Consider the following 14,952-nt stretch of genomic DNA (forward strand, 5'->3'; position numbering starts at 1 on the left):
CCCCCGTCGTGGCGGCGTGTGACCTCCGCGAAGCTTCCAGTCTAAGTGGTCAGCGTGGCCCCTGGGGCAAGGGCCGGTGCCCCTCGCCACGCGGCCAGTTGGCGAGGGCCACGTCCAGGGCGTCGATGGCGCGGTCCCAGGACTCGCGTACGTCCCGGGGGGCACCGAATGCGCCCGTGGACTCCAGGGCGCAGTAGCCGTGGAAGGTGCTGCGCAGCAGGCGGACGGCGTCGGTGAGGTCGGGTTCCTCCAGGCCGTAGGCGCGGAGCATGCCGTAGGTGATCTCGGCGGTGCGGCGCATGGCGGGGGCGTCGGCGACGAGGGACTGGTCGATTCGGATCTGGGTCGCGGCGTACCGGCCCGGGTGCTTCAGGGCGTATTCCCGGTAGGCGTCCGCGAAGGCGCCGAGCGCGTCCTTGCCGGCGCGTCCCGCCACGGCCGCGGCGATCCGGTCGATCATCTCGCCGCCGGCCAGCAGGGCGACCCGTGTCCGCAGGTCCTGGAGGTTCTTGACGTGCGAGTACAGGCTCGCGTCCTTCACGCCGAAGTGCCGGGCCAGCGCGGACAGGCTGACGTTCTCGAACCCGACCTCGTCGGCGAGGTCGGCGGCCGCCGCCGCGAGCCGGTCGGCGGTGAGTCCTGCGCGGGCCATGGGGTGCGTCCTTCGAGTACGGAAACCTAAAGTGCCTAGGCAGGATGCTAGTGGTCGCCGGCCGTGCCCGGCCGGACCAGCCCCGTCTCGTACGCCAGGACGACGGCCTGGGCGCGGTCCCTGAGCGACAGCTTGGCGAAGATGCGGGCCACGTGGGACTTCACCGTGGCCTCGCTCAGGGTGAGATGAGCGGCGAGCTCCGTGTTGGACAGGCCCCGGCCCAGGAGGGTCAGGACCTCCCGCTCGCGGGGTGTCAGGGCGGCCAGGTCGGCGGGGACGGCGGGTGCGTGGGTGGCGGCGTCCGCGGCGAAGCGTTCCACCAGGCGGCGGGTGATGGAAGGAGCCAGCAGGGCGTCGCCGGTGCTGACCAGACGTACGGCCGCCGCCAGGTGCTCGGGTGTGACGTCCTTGAGCAGGAAGCCGCTCGCTCCGATCGACAGCGCCGTGTAGACGTAGCGGTCCAGGTCGAAGGTGGTGAGGATCAACACCCGGCAGAGCGGAGCCTGCTGGAGGATGCGGCGGGTGGCGTCAAGGCCGTCCATGTTCGGCATGCGGATGTCCATCAGCACCACGTCCGGGCCGAGTTCGCGTGCCAGCGACACCGCCTCCACGCCGTCCGCCGCCTCGCCCACCACCTCGATCCCGCGCGCGGTCAGGATCAGCCGGAAGCCGGTGCGGATCAGTGTCTGGTCGTCGACGATGAGCACGCGCGGCGCCGGCTCGGTCACCGGTGTCGTCATGGGCGGTCCAGGGGGATGCGCGCCCGGACGCGGTAACCGCCGCCCAGCCGACGGCGGGCGTCCAGGTCACCGCCGTAGACGGCGACCCGCTCCCGCAGCCCCAGCAGTCCGCGCCCGGTGCCGTCCCGGTGCCGTGGTACCGGCCGGGGCTCCTTCGGGGCTGCGCCGGTCAGCACGCTCGGCCCGGTGTTCAGGACCTCCACGCGCAGCGCGTGGTCCGCGTAGCGCACCGTGACCTCTGCCTTGCCGCCGTCGCCGTGTCTGAGCGCGTTCGTGAGGGCCTCCTGCACGATGCGGTACGCCGTGACGTCGATGCCCTGCGGCAGCGGGCGGGGTTCGCCGGAGATCCGGACCTCGACCGGCAGCCCCGCGAACGACACCCGGTCGACGAGCTGTCCGAGCCGGTCCATGCCGGGCTGCGGGGCGAGGTCGGAGGCATCACTCGCGTGGCCGTCCGCGCCGTCGTCGCCGTCGTCGTCCTCGCCGCTCGGCGACGGGGCGAGCAGCCCCAGCAGATGCCGTAGATCCGTCATCGCGCCGCGGCCCGCGTCCTCCACCGCCCGCAGCGCCGCCGACGCCTCGTCCGGCATGGTGCCCATGACCTCGCGGGCGGCGCCGGCCTGGACGACCATGAGGCTGACGTTGTGGCTGACGATGTCGTGCAACTCGCGGGCGATACGGTCGCGTTCGGCCGAGACCGCCGTGCGCGCCGCGCTCTCCCGTTCCCGCTCCAGCAGCCAGCCGCGCTCCCCGACGGCCTGCCGCCAGCGGCGCCGCGTCCGCAGCAGCGCCACGGACAGGGCCAGTACGGCCGCGCACGCCACCGCGAATGCCGCCGCCGGCCCGTTCGTCTCCCAGTCCCCCATGGGTCAACCCTGGCAGACGATTCCCCGCGCACGCATCGGCCCGGAGACGCAGGCCCTGCATCCGTGGGATGAGGCGCCCGGCGAGATGTCATCCGGGGAGGGATGCCCGGTCCCTGTCCGCCTCGTAGCGTCCTGCCCATGACAGTCGAGGACAGCAGGGGAGAGGCCGTCGTACGGCTCGACGGCGTGCGCAAGGAGTACGGCGAGACGACCGCGCTTGCCGGGGTGTCGCTGGAGATCCGGGCCGGGGAGGCGGTCGCGGTGATGGGCCCCTCGGGGTGCGGCAAGTCGACACTCCTCAACATGATCGCCGGTCTGGACCGGCCGACGGATGGCACGGTCGTCGTGCACGGGGAGAACGTCGGGGAGTTGAGTGAGAAGGGACTCGCCCTGTACCGGCGGCGCCGGATCGGCATGATCTTCCAGTTCTTCAACCTGATCGACGACCTGTCCGCCCTGGACAACGTGGCGCTGGCCGCCCAGCTCACCGGCACCCCGGCCCGCCAGGCCCGCCGCCGGGCCCTGGAGCTCTTCGACGAACTCGGCATCGGGAACCGGCGCAACGCCTACCCCGCCGTCCTCAGCGGCGGCGAACGCCAACGCGTCGCCGTGGCACGGGCGTTGATGAACCGCCCCGCCCTGCTGCTGGCCGACGAGCCGACCGGCGCCCTCGACAGCCGCTCCGGGGAACAGGTGATGGATCTGCTGCTCGACCTCAACCAGATCGGCCAGACGCTGATCCTGGTCACCCACGACGAGCATCTCGCCCGGCGCTGCGCCAGCCGGCTGATCGAGTTCGCCGACGGCCGGGTCACCGGCGAGCACACCCTGGAGCCGTCCGCATGAGGGCCGTGTGGCGCGCCGCCCGCGCGGCGGTACGGCGGCGCAGACTCCAGACGCTCGTCATCACCCTGGTCACCCTGACCTCGACCGTGGCCATGGTGGTCGCCCTCGGCCTGCTCGACGCGGCTTCCGCGCCCTTCGACAAGGCCTTCGGCAAGCAGCGCGGCCCGCATGTGACCGCTGTGTTCGACCCGGCGAAGGTCTCCGCGCAGCAACTCGCGCGGGCCGCCCGGCAGCCCGGGGTCGAGGCAGCCGCGGGCCCCTACGCGCAGGCCACGGTCGAACTGCCCGACGACGCCATGCGCTTCGGCCTCGGCACCCAGATCACGGTCGTCGGCCGCGCCGACCCCGACGGCCCCGTGGACCGGCTCGACCTGTGGGCGGGCCGCTGGGCCACCAGGCCCGGCGAGGTCGTGCTGAACCGGCAGTCCGACTGGACCCCGGACGACCTCGGCAAGCGGCTCCCGATGCGCTCGGGCGGGCCGGCGCTCACCGTCGTCGGGTTCGCCTTCGACCTGAGCCGCACCGCCGACGCCTGGGTCGCGCCCCGGCAGATCGACGCACTGGAACCGACCGCCACCCAGATGCTGTTCCGCTTCCCGGACTCCTCCTCGGACGACCGGCTGCGCGCACAGCTCGGCACGGTGACCGAACGGCTCCCGGCGGACGCGCTCACCGCTTCCCGGACGTATCTCACCCTCAAACACCAGGTGAGCAGCTCGGCACGGGCGTACACGCCCTATCTGATGGCCTTCGGCATCCTCGGGATCGCCGTCGCGGTGCTCATCGTCGCCAACGTCGTCAGCGGCGCGGTGATCTCCGGGTTCCGGCACATCGGCGTGCTCAAGGCGCTCGGCTTCACGCCGGGGCAGGTGGTCGCCGTCTATCTCACGATGGTCTCCGTGCCGGCGGTCCTCGGCTGTGCGCTCGGCACACTCCTCGGCAATGCGCTCGCGCGTCCCTTCTTCGAGTTCGTGTTCATGGGTCCGGACGCGGGAGTGCTCCACGACAACGTGTCCGTCTCCATCTGGGTGAACGCCGTCACCCTGCTCGGCATGCCCGCGGTCTGCGTCCTCGCCGCACTCGCCCCGGCACTGCGCGCCCGCGGCATGTCGGCGGCGCGGGCGATCAGCGCGGGCAGCGCCCCACGCGTCGGCCGCGCCCTGGGAATCCAGCGCCGGCTGGCCGGCAGCAGGCTGCCGCGTCCGGTGAGCCTGGGCATGGGCCTGCCGTTCGCCCGGCCCGGCCGCAGCGTCCTGACGCTGGCCGCCGTGGTCCTCGGGGTGACCACCGTGACCTTCGCGACCGGACTCGCGACGACCATGGACCGGTTCGGGAACGCGGGCCGCGACGCCTACCAGGTGACGGTCTACACCTCCAGCTTCCGGCACGGCAAGGAGATCAAGCCACAACACGACGACCGCGAACTCGACGCCCTGTTGCGCGAGTTGCCCGGCGCGGCCGAGGTCACCGCCCGGGCGTCGGTCGACGTACGGCTGGCGGGCTCGGCCCATCAGGTGACCCTCGAAGGACGGCGAGGAGACCGGCTCCCGTTGGACGGCGTGCTCACGGACGGCCGTTGGATGCGCGCGAGCGGCGAGATCGTGGCCGGCTCGGCCTTCCTGCGGCAGAACGGCGTACGGGTCGGCGAGCGGGTGACCCTGGAGAAGGGCGGCCGGACCGAAAGGGCGCTGGTCGTAGGGGAGTTCATGGAGAGCAACGCCCGGGTCGTGCTCTCCGACTGGCCGACGCTGACGGTGTTGGCCCCGGCCGAGCGGCCCATCGCCTACCACGTCAAACTGCGCGACGGCACCGATCCGTCCGGCTACGCCCGCGCGGCCCGCGCCGCCGACGCGGGGATCACCCCGGACGTGCGGGGCTCCAACTCCATCACCCAGACCATCGTCGGCTCGGCGTCCGCCCTCACTCTGATGCTCGCCGCGGTCGCCTCCCTCGGCGTCTTCAACACGGTCGTCCTCAACACCCGCGACCGCAGGCGCGACCTGGGCATGCTCAAGTCGATCGGCATGACACCGCGCCAGGTCACGGCGATGACGGTGACGTCGATGGCCGTCCTCGGCGCGCTCGGCTCCCTGCTCGGCATCCCCCTGGGCATGGCCGGCTACGAGCTGGTGATCCCCCGCATGGCGGACGCGGTGGACATCAGCCTGCCGCCCTACATGACGGACGTCTGGCGGGCCCCCGCCCTGACCGGGCTCGCCCTCGCGGGGCTGCTGATCGCGGTGCTGGGGGCGTATGTGCCGGCGCGCAGGGCGGGGCGGCTGCCGATCGGGGAGGTGCTGCGCAGCGAGTGAGGCGGCGTCAGCAGCGCCTGCCGTCGGCGACCACCAGTTCCACGTCCTCGGCACGCAGCCGCAGGGCGTGGCGCTCGGTGTCGTCGCCGCGGGACGGGGCGGGGTCCCAGAGCCAGACCGTGTCGCCGCTCGGCTGGAAGGACAGGACCGGGTGGCCGGTCGGGACGGGGCCGTTGACGACGGGTGTCTCGGCGCCCAGCGGCCGGATGCAGACGAGTTCGGCGCGCAGGCCGAAGTAGCCGGGCGGACGCCGGCCCGCGCCGGCCGCCTCCATCGCGCGATGGGCGGCCTTCTCCACGTCGTCGAGGGCGATCTGCACCACGGTCAGGACGGCGATCAGCCCGGTCAGGACCAGCGAAACACGGAAGAAGCCGCTCACGGGCGCCTGCACATTGAAGTGCCGGGCCCAGCCGGCCACCGCGATGAGCCCCAGGACGAACAGCACGGCCACGGCCAGCGGGCGGAAGGCCACGAGGTACTGCCAGTAGAAGCCCACATGCACCGCGTCGGCCGGGATCCCGAACATGTCCTCCAGATAGACGGCGTGCAGGAACGCCCCGACCCACGGCATGACGAACGGCAGCGGTGCGGCGAGGACGGGGAGGAACCACTGCACGTTGCGGCTGAACCAGGACGCGCTCAGCGCGTACCACAGACCGAAGGCCGTGAGCCCGAGGCCGAGGGTCATGCCGAGGCCGGTGAGCAGCCCGGACAGCCCCGCGTCCTCCGAGCGCCCCCACATCCACCCGGCGAACGTCCCGCTGCCCGTCAGGATCAGGCCGCAGCCCAGCTTGACGAGCTTCGGACGCGGCGCGTTCGAGGTGATCCACGCACCCGCCGGCCAGGAGATGGCCGCGGGGACGAGCAGCGCGGTGAAACGCCACGCGGAGCCGAACGCCCCGAGCGCGATGCCGCTCGCGACGCAGACCAGCACGACGGCGCCGATCACCGCGACCCGGCCGGCATCCTGACGCCACTGCGTGGAAGCGGCCTCGGGCCGCGGCCCGATCGCCCGGCGTATGTCGTGCGCCTCGGGGTCGAAGGGCGGACCGCCGATGTTGCGGGCACCCAACTCCGCGAGCGCCCGCTCCCGTTGCTCGTCGGAGTACTCACCGCGCAACTGGAGCGTATGGCGTACGTCCAGGCCGCCGACGGCCGCCCAGTGCTCGGCCAGCCACCGCAGGACGGGTCCCGCGTCGTCCGGCACCTTGCGGTGCACGTGGTAAATCGTCTGCGTCTCGGCGGACTTGGGCGGGATCAGCTTGCTCTCGCGCACCCACAGGTCCAGCTTGCGCCGCTTGGCGAGCGTGGTGAGCTGCTCGACGGCCGTCGACCGGGCGGTCCAGCGGGAGCCGTGGACGGGGATCTCGACGATCAGTCCGGCGTAGCCGTCGTCCACGGTGACCGAGTCGCCGTCCCGCGCGGGCCGCGCACCCCACCCCTGAGCGCCGAACACCTCACTCGACAGCTCCAGTTCGTCCTGGTCGTCACGGACCTCGACGACCAGGCGAACCCTGCGGTTGTACGGTCCCTGCGGCTGCGGTGTCACCGGGGGAGTCTCGCACCGTCAGTCGATCGGCGCGTACAGCACCCCCAGCTTGTCGATCTCGTCGCCGGAGCGCCCCGTGAACCCGACGATCTGCCAACCCGACGGCGCCGTGAAGGTCTTCGCGTCCGACGTCGCCGTACCGGAGGACAGGGTGCGGCCCTTGTCCGTGGTGAAGGACGCCGAGAAGATCCGCGTGCGGCCGCTCCTCTGGCCCTGCGTCAGCTTCACGGCGGTGAGATGCTCGCCGTCGGCCAGGGTCAGGGACGTCGCGGTGCCGCCGGTGCCGCCGTGGGTGAGGACCCTGCCGCCGTCGTGGGTCAGGGCGATCGCGTCCAGGCGGGAGCCGCCGCGCAGGGTCAGGGTGCGGGGCGCGGGCGTGGCCGGCAGGTCGTCGGCGTCGTTGAAGGCGGTGCCGTGCGGGCCGCCGAAGAAGTCGCTCGCCTGCAGGGACGGGTTCAGGGTGTAGGAGAAGTCGACCGTGTGCGGGAAGTGGTCGGAGAGGTGCTTGCCGTCCTGGCGGAGGAACTTCGCCCAGTCGTTGTTGTAGCGGGTGGCGTTCAGGGTGAGCAGTTCGCTGCCGCGGTAGAGGACCTTGTCCACGACCTCGCAGTCGTTGGTGGGGGCCGTCGCGTCGCACATCAGCGCGTCACTGCCCGCCGCCGGGGGAGTGCCGCCCTTGACGAGCCGCACCCACGCGTCGGTCAGGCCGTTCTCGCTCACCAGCGTGCGGATGTTGTCGCCGGTGCGCGTGTAACGGGTGTTGGTGTCGCCCATGACGATCACCGCGTTGCCGGCCGAGTTGGCCTGGATGAAGTCCGAGAGCTGCTCGACGTTGGCGCGGCGGGCGGCGAGCGCCGCGTCGTCGGAGTCGGCGTTGGTGTGGACGTTGTAGAGGTCCACGAACACGCCCTCGGCCAGGCGCACCCGGGCCAGCGTGAAGCCCTTCGGGGTCAGGCAGTTGGTACCGGTGCAGTTGTTCCACCTGACCCGCTCGAAGTCCTCGAAGGAGTGGTCCGAGAGGGTGTTGAGGCCGTCGCCGAAGGCCGCTCCACCGCTGGTCGCCGTGCGGTAGGGGTGGGTGTCGTTGGCGTACAGCGAGGCGTGGTAGTTGAAGTCCTCCTGCACGTTGACGATGTCGTACGGTGCCAGCCGCTGCCCGATGAGCGGGGTGTTCGTCTCGGGGTCGCTGTCGCCGAGGCCGAGAGGCAGGCCCGCGATGTTGTACGTCAGGACGTTGAAGGACCCGGAAGCGGCGGCCGTCGCGGCCGTAGCGGGGGCGGTGGCGGTGAGGCCGGTCAGGGCCAGCGCGGCCGCCGTGAGCGTACCGATCAGTCTTCTCATGGTGGGGGTGTCTCCGGTGGGTGACGAAGAAGAGGCTGAAGATGAGCGCTGCTCAGGTTCGTTGTCAACCAGGGTGACGTACAAGGGCAGTTGAGGGAACTGTGGGAGTCGGGGCGTTCCGCCGTGTCTGCGGCACTCCGCGGCCACGCGCCGATCGTTCAATGTTCATGTTTCGCCTTGATCCTCCACAGGCGGCGCAACAGCACCGCAGAAGGCAGCCGCTCGGAATCAGCGGCATCCCAGGAGGCGTTCATGGGACACGGGCACACGCACGGCCACGGCCATCATCACCACCACCACGATCACGACCACTCGCACGACGCGGCAGCCGCGCTGCCCGCCGCCTTCGACCCCGCCGTGCCCGACGAGGCCCTCACCCCCGAGCAGCAGTCGCGCCGCACCCTGCTTCGCCGGGCGGGTCTGCTGGGTGCGGGTCTGGCCGCCGCGAGCGTCGTCGCCCCGACCGCGGCCGCCGCCGCGACGCCCGCGTCCGCCGCCTCCTCGGCCCCGGCCTCCGGCGGCCGCCGCTCGAAGGGCTTCCTGTGGCTGTCCGGTGACCACCACATCCACACCCAGTACAGCAGCGACGGCAAGTACCGTGTCGTCGACCAGGTCCGCCAGGGCGCCAGACACGGCATGGACTGGCTGGTCATCACCGACCACGGCAGCACGACCCACGCCAAGATCGGTGTCGACAAGGTCAACCCGGACATCAAGGCGGCCCGCGCGGCCTACGAGGACACCCTCGTCTTCCAGGGCCTGGAGTGGAACATCCCGGGTGCCGAGCACGGCACCGTCTTCGTGCACCCCGGCAGCAACGAGGTCTCCGTCCTCAAGCAGTTCGAGACGGACTACGACGGCAGCGTCAAGGGCGCCTCCGACTCGACGCCCGCCAACGAGGCCCTCGCCGTCGCGGGCCTGAACTTCCTCGCCGAGCAGGTCCAGCGCCGCAAGGTCAAGGACGCGCTGATGCTCGCCAACCACCCGGCGCGGCGCGGTGTCGACTCCCCGCACGAGATCCGCAACTGGCGGGACGCGAGCCCCAAGCGTCAGATAGCCATCGGCTTCGAGGGCGCCCCCGGCCACCAGGCCGCCGGCCTGCCCACCCCGCTCGGCATGGGCCGCGCCCGTGGCATCTACGACAACAACCCCAGCGCCAACTCCTTCGCCGGCTACCCGCTGGAGAGCTACCGCACCTGGGGCGGCTTCGACTGGATGACCGCGACCGTGGGCGGCCTGTGGGACAGCCTCCTCGCCGAGGGCAAGCCGTGGTGGATCACCGCCAACTCCGACTCCCACCAGGTCTACACCGACACGGCCGTACGCGGCACCGGCGGCAACTTCGAGACCGACGGCCGCTACCCCGACCCGGTGTACGGCGGCCAGATCGACATCACCCAGGGCGACTACTGGCCCGGCCAGTACAGCCGTACGCACGTCGGCTCCGACGGCTTCTCCTACGCCGCCGTCATGGAGGGCATCCGCGCCGGCCGCATCTGGGTCGACCACGGGCAACTGCTCAGCGGCCTCGACGTCCGGGTGACCGGCGGCTACCGCTGGGCCACCCTCGGCGGCGCGCTGCACGTCCGCAAGGGCACCAACGTCACGCTGACGGTCGACGTGGCGATGGCCGGCGGCCCCAACTGGGCGGGCTTCGTGCCCAAGCTGGCCCGTGTCGACGTCATCCAGGGCGATGTCACCGGCCCGGTCGCCGACAAGGACACGTTCACCGCGCCGACGGCCAAGGTGGTCAAGTCCTACGAGGTGAACAAGTCCTCCGGCGTGGTCCGCCTCACCTACGACCTCGGCAGGGTCGACCGCCCCGTCTATGTCCGCCTGCGCGGCACCGACGGCAACCGGGGCGGCGTCGGCGCGATGGGCGCCGCCGTGGACCCGGCCGGCCCGGCCATCGACGTCGTCGGTGACGCCGACCCGTGGCGTGACCTGTGGTTCTACTCCAACCCGGTGTGGGTCCTGCCCTCGTGACGCCGTACGTCCTGACCGTGGACGCGGGAGTCAGGGACCTCCGCGCGGCCGACCACCTGCTCCACGAGGTGGCGGCCGAACTCGCCCTCCCCGAGGGCGTGTTCGGCTGCACCCATCTGGTACGGGGTGAGCGTCCGCGCGTGACGCTCTCCCTCACCCTGCCGTCGGAGTCGCTCCTGCGTACCGCCCAGGAGCGGCTCACGGCCGGCGGCCACGAGGTGACACGGGGCGCGCCGGACGCGGTCGGCCGCGCGGTGATCTACCCGGGCGTCTCGACCCTGACCGGCACGCTGACCGTCGGGGACGTCCTGTCCCGCTCGGCCATCGACCAGGTGACCGTCCTGGGCACCCCGGGCCGCCCGGCCCCGGACACCCTCCTGATGACGGGCAACCACATGCGCCCCACGTGGCAGAACACCGAACTCGTCCTGACCACCATGCCGGCAGTGGGCGGCACCCTCGTACCGTTCGAGGTGCCGGACCCGACCCCCTGCTGCGCTGATCACTGAGGCGCCGTTCCTCGGTCGTCACCGCCCCCCGTAGGGTTGCCGGAGGTTCGATCCATGTCCGGGATCGCGAATCGACGGGGGGCGGATGACGTACGAGGCAGAGCACGAGAGGGAAGCCGACGCCCCACACCTCCCTCCCGCGTCCCCGCCGGACGACCCCGCACGCCCCCTGTGGCGGCAACGCGACTTCGGGATCTTCTGGGTCGCGCAGACTCTCTCCTTTCTCGGGGACTCCTTCGCGCTGATCGCTCTGCCGCTGCTGGTGCTCCAGGCGACGGGATCGATCGCGCGGATGGGGCTGCTCACGGCGGTCGGTGGGGCCGCCTCGGTGTTCGCGGCCGTGTTCGCGGGGGCCGTCGTGGACCGGGTCGACCGGCGCAAGCTGCTCATCGCCTGCGATCTCGTGCGCATGGTGCTGTACGGACTCGTCCCGCTGGTGTGGCTGTTCGGACCGCAGATCTGGCTGCTGTACGTCGTCCTGCCGCTGTGCGAGGCCGTCGGCATGCTGTTCGCCGTCGGCTATGTCACCGTCGTCCGCGGCCTGGTCGGCACCGAGCGGCTCACCGAGGCCAACGGCCGGCTGAACGCCACCGCCGCCGCGGCCGGCGTGCTCGGGCCGCTGTGCGCCGGACTGGTCGCCGCCTGGTCGGGCCCGGCCGCGGCCGTCGGCGTGGACGCGGCCAGTTTCGGTGTATCCGCCGCCTGCCTGGCCTTCGTACGACTGCAGGCACGGCACGGGAAGTCCACCGAGCGGTCGGGGCTGTGGCGGGATCTGCGCACCGGCATCGACTTTCTCCGCGGCCACCCGGTGCTGCGCGCTCTGACGGCTCTGCTGTTCGTGTTCAGCTTCCTCACCCTCGGCCTGAACGACCTGGTGATCTACCACCTCAAGCACGACCTCGGCCACGACGACGGCACGGTCGGCACCATCCTGGCCGTCGGCGCGCTCGGCACGATCACCGGCGCCCTCCTGGTGGCCCGGCTCCGCAGCCGGCTCGGCTTCGGGCCCACCTGGACCGGTGCGGTCGCGGTGTGCGGGCTGTCCTTCGCCGGGCTCGGCTGGGCGCGGGACGTCCCCGTCGTCGCGGCCCTGACCGCGGCTTTCCTGGCCTGCGTCGGCATTGCCGGCACCTGCTCCCTGTCGCTGCGCCAGGAGGTCACTCCGGAGCCGCTCCTCGGCCGGGTCACCTCCGCCTTCTGGACCCTGCAGTTCTCGGCGGCCCCGATCGGCGCGGCCGTCCTCACCTGGGCCGCGGAACATCACGGCACGACCCCGGTCGCCCTGGTCGCGGGCTTGTGCTGCGTACTGATCGCCGGCGCCGCGCTCTTCACGCCGATACGGCATGCGGGTCACCGGACCTGACCGGCTCACCTCGTGGCGTCACATCGTCGCAGCGGTCACCCGCAGGGTGGAACTCCGCGGCCCAGCAAGCCGATTCACCGGCCGGCAGCCCCCCGGCTGCCGGCCGGCTCGGCTATCCGTTCACCCCGGTGTAGTGCCCGAGCGCCCACCGCCACAGCCCGCGGGCCCCCAGATACGCGGCCAGCCCCAGCAGCGGCGAGCACGCGGCCAGCCAGTAAGGAACGGCTGTGTCATGGCCCGTGAGGACCGCCGCCGGGAAGTATGCGATGAACGCGAGCGGGAGGGCGAAGGTGAGGAAGCCGCCCACCGCCTTCGGGAGGACGTTCAGCGGGTAGCTGCCGAAGGTGCCGAGCAGTTCCTCCAGCCAGCGGCCCCAGTAGTCGGCGGCGGGATAGCGCAGGCACGCGGAGGCGACGGCCGTGAACAGGGCGGCCTCCAGGAGCATGCCGCCGACGACCGCGGCGATCAGATACGAGACGCGGCCCGCCGACCAGTCCAGGGTGCTGCGGCTGAGCGCGCCTGCCATCAGGCCCGCCGCAACCGTCAGGTCACCGATCGCGTTGGTGGGGAAGTAGTCGAGCTGGACCTGGCGGTGCACCGGCATCGGGCGCAGGAGGTAGATGTCGATCCGTCCCTCCTGGACCTGCCGGCCGATGAAGTGCATCCGGCCCAGCAGCAGCACGAACAGACCGTGCGCGAGCATCCGGACCGCAGGGATGAGCAGCACGTCCCCGCTGTCCCAGCCGCCCATCCCGGTGAACCGGGCCAGCAGCACCGTCGCGAACACGATCACCGACATCTGCCAGATCGCGCCGATCGCGATGTTCAGCAGGAACTCCGTGCGGTACTCCATCGCGGCACGGATGTTGAGCAGCGAGATACGCCACACGATGCGCAGGGATTTCACGGCCTTCGACGACATCTCAGCCTCCCTGCGAGATCACACGCCGCGCCGCCCGCCGCCACACCCAGCGGGTGAGCAGCGCCAGCACCAGCACCCAGGCCGCCTGGAGCGCCAACTGCGCCCCTGCGTCGGACAGTTCGATCCGGCCGACGTAGATCGACAGCGGCACGCTCAGCGTCGCCTGGAACGGAAGGAAGCCGCTCAGCGTGATGAACCAGTCGGGGAAGAACCACAGCGGCGCGTACACCCCGGACATCAGGTTCTGCGCGAAGATCAGGATCAGCATCGCGGAGTTGTTGCGGATGGTGAAGAAGCAGAGCTGGTCGAGCAGCAGCATGACGTAGTACAGGACCCACTGGCCCAGCAGCATGCTCAGCGCGAACACCCCGGCCACCGCGGCGGACCGGGGCGGTTCGACGACCCCCGCGGCCAGGCAGATCACGTATCCGAACAGCGCCCACGCGAGGCCGTAGAGCTGCTCGCCGAGCGCGCGCAGGGCGTAGTAGCGCTGCGGCGGCAGCGGACGCAGGTACCAGTAGACGATCGTGCCGAAGTGCATGTGCTGGATGACCGTGTCCCGGCCCGCGTACTGGTCCAGCTCCCGCAGCCGCGAGGCGAGTACGGCCAGGACCGCGTACGTCACCGCCTGCTCGCGGGTCAGCCCGGCGGTGGTTCCGGTGTGGGCGTACAGGCCGCGCCACAGCGACGCCACCAGGACCACCTGGACGGTCAGCCGCAGCAGGACGGCCGTCATCCGGGGCGGTGTGTGCAGTTCGCCGAGCGGGGTGACACGGGCCGCCCGCCAGCCGTGCAGGACGGAGGCCATCAGGCTCCCTCCGCCGCGGGCCCGGCATGTGCGTACGCGGCCCGCATCACGTCCTCCAGGTCCGCCTCGTCCAGGGCGAGGTCCGTCACCTCGTACCGCTCGATGACCCGCTTCAGCGCCTGGTGCACGGTCGGCGCGTCCGGGCCGTCCGGACCGAAGACCGCCTGCGGGCCCTCGCGGCGCAGCAGCGCGATGCCCGGCAGGGCGCCGACCTCGGTGTGCGGGTCGGCCAGCGTCACCCGCACCTGCCAGGTCGAGCCGAACTTGCGGCGGATCTCGTCCAGGGTGCCGTCCAGGACGAGCCGCCCGTGGTTGATCAGCACGACCCGCTCGGCGAGCCGCTCGACCTCCGTCATGTCGTGGGTGGTGAGCAGGACCGTACGGCCGCGCTCCGCCACCTGGTGCCGCAGGAACTCGCGCACCTGCTCCTTCACCACCACGTCCATGCCGATGGTCGGCTCGTCGAGGAAGACGACCGGCGGGTCGTGCAGCAGGGCTGCGGCCAGGTCGGAGCGCACGCGCTGGCCGAGGGAGAGATGGCGGACCCGGGTGTCCCAGAAGGAGGAGAGGTCGAGGAGGTCGTCGAACTCCTTCAGCCGCGCCGCGTGTTCGGCCTTCGGCACCTCGTAGATGTCCCGCAGGATCGCGAACGACTCGCGCACCGGCAGGTCCCACCAGAGCTGGGTGCGCTGCCCGAAGACCGTGCCGATGTTGCGGGCATTGCGTTCGCGTTCCTCGTACGGCACCACGCCCGCGACCCGGGCCTCGCCCGCGCTGGGGGTGAGGATGCCGGTGAGCATCTTGATGGTGGTGGACTTGCCGGCGCCGTTCGGGCCGAGCAGGGCGAGGAGTTCGCCGGCGGCGACCGAGAAGGTGACCTCGGAGACTGCGTGTTTGGCGACCTTCTGCGGGTTGACGAGAGAGCGGACCGCGCCGGCGAAACCGGGGCGGCGGACGGTGGTGTGGAAGGTCCGGGACAAGCCGCGGACCTCGATGCTGCCAACCAAGTGGCATCAACTCCTTAGCGGACGAGCGCAAACCGCGGCCGGTCGGCAAGG

13 protein-coding genes are annotated in these 14,952 nt (G+C 71.7%); 5 read left to right on the plus strand and 8 right to left on the minus strand.

The window, feature by feature from the left end; all coding sequences use genetic code 11:
- Positions 1–49: 49 nt before the first annotated feature.
- The 3 genes from ACZ69Q_RS02075 to ACZ69Q_RS02085 are packed head-to-tail and all read right to left on the minus strand — an operon-like array spanning position 50 to position 2,258.
- Positions 50–652 carry a TetR-like C-terminal domain-containing protein gene (locus ACZ69Q_RS02075; RefSeq protein ID WP_471034711.1) on the minus strand — a complete coding sequence of 201 codons (603 nt, stop codon included), beginning with the start codon at positions 650–652 and terminating at the stop codon, positions 50–52.
- Between the two features lie 47 nt (positions 653–699).
- Positions 700–1,392 (minus strand): response regulator, encoded by a 693-nt coding sequence (locus ACZ69Q_RS02080; RefSeq protein ID WP_471034713.1) that lies wholly within the window; start codon positions 1,390–1,392, stop codon positions 700–702.
- On the minus strand, positions 1,389–2,258 hold the full coding sequence (locus ACZ69Q_RS02085) for a sensor histidine kinase (RefSeq protein ID WP_471034715.1): 870 nt from the start codon (positions 2,256–2,258) through the stop codon (positions 1,389–1,391). The genes ACZ69Q_RS02080 and ACZ69Q_RS02085 overlap by 4 nt, the downstream gene beginning before the upstream one ends.
- A gap of 138 nt (positions 2,259–2,396) precedes the next feature.
- Here ACZ69Q_RS02085 and ACZ69Q_RS02090 point away from each other — a divergent pair, with 138 nt between their 5' ends.
- On the plus strand, positions 2,397–3,104 hold the full coding sequence (locus tag ACZ69Q_RS02090; RefSeq protein WP_471034716.1) for an ABC transporter ATP-binding protein: 708 nt from the start codon (positions 2,397–2,399) through the stop codon (positions 3,102–3,104).
- Positions 3,101–5,416 carry an ABC transporter permease gene (locus ACZ69Q_RS02095; RefSeq protein ID WP_471034718.1) on the plus strand — a complete coding sequence of 772 codons (2,316 nt, stop codon included), beginning with the start codon at positions 3,101–3,103 and terminating at the stop codon, positions 5,414–5,416. The genes ACZ69Q_RS02090 and ACZ69Q_RS02095 overlap by 4 nt, the downstream gene beginning before the upstream one ends.
- A 7-nt stretch (positions 5,417–5,423) precedes the next feature.
- On the opposite strand, the gene ACZ69Q_RS02100 is transcribed toward ACZ69Q_RS02095, so the two are convergent.
- Positions 5,424–6,965 carry a hypothetical protein gene (locus ACZ69Q_RS02100; RefSeq protein WP_471034720.1) on the minus strand — a complete coding sequence of 514 codons (1,542 nt, stop codon included), beginning with the start codon at positions 6,963–6,965 and terminating at the stop codon, positions 5,424–5,426.
- 18 nt (positions 6,966–6,983) lie between these two features.
- Positions 6,984–8,306 (minus strand): jacalin-like lectin, encoded by a 1,323-nt coding sequence (locus ACZ69Q_RS02105; protein WP_471034723.1) that lies wholly within the window; start codon positions 8,304–8,306, stop codon positions 6,984–6,986.
- A 252-nt stretch (positions 8,307–8,558) separates the two neighbouring features.
- On the opposite strand from ACZ69Q_RS02105, the gene ACZ69Q_RS02110 reads away from it, so the two are divergent.
- The 3 genes from ACZ69Q_RS02110 to ACZ69Q_RS02120 all read left to right on the plus strand — a co-directional run bounded on the left by ACZ69Q_RS02110 (position 8,559) and on the right by ACZ69Q_RS02120 (position 12,164).
- On the plus strand, positions 8,559–10,292 hold the full coding sequence (locus ACZ69Q_RS02110; RefSeq protein WP_471034725.1) for a PHP domain-containing protein: 1,734 nt from the start codon (positions 8,559–8,561) through the stop codon (positions 10,290–10,292).
- Positions 10,289–10,801 carry a hypothetical protein gene (locus ACZ69Q_RS02115; protein WP_471034728.1) on the plus strand — a complete coding sequence of 171 codons (513 nt, stop codon included), beginning with the start codon at positions 10,289–10,291 and terminating at the stop codon, positions 10,799–10,801. The genes ACZ69Q_RS02110 and ACZ69Q_RS02115 overlap by 4 nt, the downstream gene beginning before the upstream one ends.
- Positions 10,802–10,886: 85 nt before the next feature.
- Positions 10,887–12,164 carry an MFS transporter gene (locus ACZ69Q_RS02120; protein ID WP_471034733.1) on the plus strand — a complete coding sequence of 426 codons (1,278 nt, stop codon included), beginning with the start codon at positions 10,887–10,889 and terminating at the stop codon, positions 12,162–12,164.
- Between the two features lie 112 nt (positions 12,165–12,276).
- Here ACZ69Q_RS02120 and ACZ69Q_RS02125 read toward each other — a convergent pair whose 3' ends face one another.
- The 3 genes from ACZ69Q_RS02125 to ACZ69Q_RS02135 are packed head-to-tail and all read right to left on the minus strand — an operon-like array spanning position 12,277 to position 14,901.
- A complete protein-coding gene (locus ACZ69Q_RS02125; RefSeq protein WP_471034737.1) occupies positions 12,277–13,086 on the minus strand; it encodes an ABC transporter permease in 810 nt (269 codons plus the stop codon).
- Position 13,087: 1 nt separating this feature from the next.
- A complete protein-coding gene (locus ACZ69Q_RS02130; RefSeq protein ID WP_471034739.1) occupies positions 13,088–13,894 on the minus strand; it encodes an ABC-2 family transporter protein in 807 nt (268 codons plus the stop codon).
- Positions 13,894–14,901 carry an ABC transporter ATP-binding protein gene (locus ACZ69Q_RS02135; RefSeq protein WP_471034743.1) on the minus strand — a complete coding sequence of 336 codons (1,008 nt, stop codon included), beginning with the start codon at positions 14,899–14,901 and terminating at the stop codon, positions 13,894–13,896. The genes ACZ69Q_RS02130 and ACZ69Q_RS02135 overlap by 1 nt, the downstream gene beginning before the upstream one ends.
- Positions 14,902–14,952: the final 51 nt, after the last annotated feature.

Source organism: Streptomyces sp. NPDC036764 (genome assembly GCF_055609385.1).

What these genes read in the sequence shown, in the direction of transcription:
- ACZ69Q_RS02130 (WP_471034739.1), bottom strand. Translation starts at nt 13,894, where the DNA reads ATGGCCTCCGTCCTGCACGGCTGGCGGGCGGCCCGTGTCACCCCGCTC.
- ACZ69Q_RS02075 (WP_471034711.1), bottom strand. Translation starts at nt 652, where the DNA reads ATGGCCCGCGCAGGACTCACCGCCGACCGGCTCGCGGCGGCGGCCGCC.
- ACZ69Q_RS02120 (WP_471034733.1), top strand. Translation starts at nt 10,887, where the DNA reads ATGACGTACGAGGCAGAGCACGAGAGGGAAGCCGACGCCCCACACCTC.
- ACZ69Q_RS02105 (WP_471034723.1), bottom strand. Translation starts at nt 8,306, where the DNA reads ATGAGAAGACTGATCGGTACGCTCACGGCGGCCGCGCTGGCCCTGACC.
- ACZ69Q_RS02125 (WP_471034737.1), bottom strand. Translation starts at nt 13,086, where the DNA reads ATGTCGTCGAAGGCCGTGAAATCCCTGCGCATCGTGTGGCGTATCTCG.
- ACZ69Q_RS02080 (WP_471034713.1), bottom strand. Translation starts at nt 1,392, where the DNA reads ATGACGACACCGGTGACCGAGCCGGCGCCGCGCGTGCTCATCGTCGAC.
- ACZ69Q_RS02085 (WP_471034715.1), bottom strand. Translation starts at nt 2,258, where the DNA reads ATGGGGGACTGGGAGACGAACGGGCCGGCGGCGGCATTCGCGGTGGCG.
- ACZ69Q_RS02110 (WP_471034725.1), top strand. Translation starts at nt 8,559, where the DNA reads ATGGGACACGGGCACACGCACGGCCACGGCCATCATCACCACCACCAC.
- ACZ69Q_RS02095 (WP_471034718.1), top strand. Translation starts at nt 3,101, where the DNA reads ATGAGGGCCGTGTGGCGCGCCGCCCGCGCGGCGGTACGGCGGCGCAGA.
- ACZ69Q_RS02090 (WP_471034716.1), top strand. Translation starts at nt 2,397, where the DNA reads ATGACAGTCGAGGACAGCAGGGGAGAGGCCGTCGTACGGCTCGACGGC.